This is a genomic window from Williamsia sp., assembly GCF_016462415.1.
GTDB lineage: Bacteria > Actinomycetota > Actinomycetes > Mycobacteriales > Mycobacteriaceae > Williamsia_A.
This window is the reverse complement of sequence record NZ_JAEMTF010000178.1, coordinates 2,613-4,579: the sequence shown is the minus strand read 5'-3', so window position 1 is coordinate 4,579 and position 1,967 is coordinate 2,613. Positions and strand designations below refer to the sequence as shown.

Annotated in this window: 2 protein-coding genes; both read left to right on the top strand. The window is 72.3% G+C overall.

Annotated features, from left to right (window positions below):
• Nucleotides 1-192 (top strand): SDR family oxidoreductase (locus JHC79_RS22760; RefSeq protein WP_296395192.1); only part of this gene is annotated, 192 nt, incomplete at its 5' end.
• 54 nt (nt 193-246) lie between these two features.
• Nucleotides 247-1,890, top strand: a complete 1,644-nt coding sequence (gene menD, locus JHC79_RS22755; RefSeq protein WP_296395190.1) for a 2-succinyl-5-enolpyruvyl-6-hydroxy-3-cyclohexene-1-carboxylic-acid synthase — start codon at nt 247-249, stop codon at nt 1,888-1,890.
• Nucleotides 1,891-1,967: the final 77 nt, after the last annotated feature.

Below are 1,967 nucleotides of genomic sequence, written 5' to 3'. Positions count from 1 at the left end.
ACCACCACCGAGATGATGCTCGACTGGGACGCGCGGTCACCGGGCGTGATCGACGCGACGATCGCGGCGTCCCCGATGGGCCGGATGGCCTCACCCCGCGAGGTCGCCGAGGCTGCCGCGTGGTTGCTCAGCGACCGTGCCTCGATGGTCACCGGCGCGATACTGCCCGTCGACGGCGGCGCCGGCGCCTGAGCGGTGTGGCGGACGTCGCGGTTGACCATCTGTATTCGGGATTAACCTGGTCGGATGAACCCGTCCACCGTCCAGGCCCGCGTCATCGTCGACGAGATGATCCGCGGCGGGGTGCGTGAGGCCGTGTTGTGCCCCGGGTCCCGCAACGCGCCGCTGGCCTTCGCCCTGCACGCCGCCGACACCGCGGGCCTGCTGCGACTGCACGTGCGCATCGACGAGCGGACCGCCGGATACCTCGCCCTCGGCCTGGCCATGGCCTCACGCCAGCCGGTCCCGATCGTCATGACCAGCGGCACGGCGGTGGCCAACATGAGCCCCGCGGTCTACGAGGCCAACTACGCCCGCGTCCCGCTGGTGGTCGTCAGCGCCAACCGCCCGTACGAGCTCCTCGGCTCCGGCGCGAACCAGACCATCGAGCAGTTCGGCATCTTCGGCACCCAGGTCCGCGCGGCCATCAGCCTCGGCCTGGCCGAGCAGGACCTCGACACCAACAGCCAGTGGCGTTCGGGCGTCGGTCGCGTCCTCGCGGCCGCCCGCGGCGCGCGCACCGGCAACGCCGGACCGGTCCAGTTCGACATCCCCCTGCGCGAACCCCTCGTACCCGAGGAGGGGGTCGGTCCGCACGACGGTCTGGGCGAGTTCGTCGGCCGCGACGGCGGGCGACCGTGGACCACCGCCGAGGTCGGACGCCTCGACGTGCCCATCGACATCGACCTCACCGAGGACACCGTGGTCGTCTCCGGGCACGGCGCCGGCGTGCGGGCGGAACTGGCCCAGATCCCGACCGTCGCCGAGCCCACCGCGCCCGCACCGGCCAACCCGCTGCATCCCCTGGCCCTCGGTCTGCTGACGCCGAAGCAGGCCATCATCTGTGGTCGGCCGACGCTGCACCGACAGGTCGCGAACCTTCTCGCCGACCGCGACGTCCGCGTCTACGCCCTGACCACCGGCCCGCGCTGGCCGGACGTGTCCGGCAACGTCCTGGCCACCGGGACGCGCGCGGAGGTCAGCGGCCGGTGCTCGGAGGAGTGGCTGAAGGCCTGCGCCGACGTGCAGCAGCGGGCCGTCGGATCCGTCGACGCCGAGCTGGACCGGCCCGGGACCGTGACCGGATTGCATGTCGCACGGGTGGTGAGCGCCGCCCTGCGTCCCGGCGAGCAGTTGGTTGTCGGGGCGTCCAACCCCATCCGCGACGTCGCGCTGGCCGGGCGCGTCTCGCCGGAGGTGCGCGTCCTGTCCAACCGCGGGGTCGCAGGGATCGACGGCACGGTGTCGACGGCCATCGGCGCCGCCCTGACGGCCGACGACGTGCGCACGGTGGCGTTCATGGGCGACCTGACCTTCGTCCACGACGCGTCGGGACTGCTGATCGGTCCCGCCGAACCGCGTCCGCGCAACCTGACGATCGTCGTGGCCAACGACGACGGCGGCGGCATCTTCGGTCTGCTCGAGCAGGGTCAGCGCCGGTTCTCCGGGGTCGAGTACGACGACGCCTTCGAGCGCGTCTTCGGTACACCGCACCGCACCGACCTCGCCGCGCTGTGCGCCGGTTTCGGCGTCACCCATCGCCGTGTCGACCTCGCCGGGCTGCCCGCTGCGCTCGCCGAGGACACGGCGGGACTGCAGGTCATCGAGGTCCCCACCGACCGCGACCGGCTCCGCGACCTGCACGCCGCGATCTCCGCCGGTCTCAGCTGATGACGGATAAGTAGTCTCTGACGCATGTCCCCGACCCACCTCCGACGCACGCAGATAGGTCTGCTGATCGTCGCCGG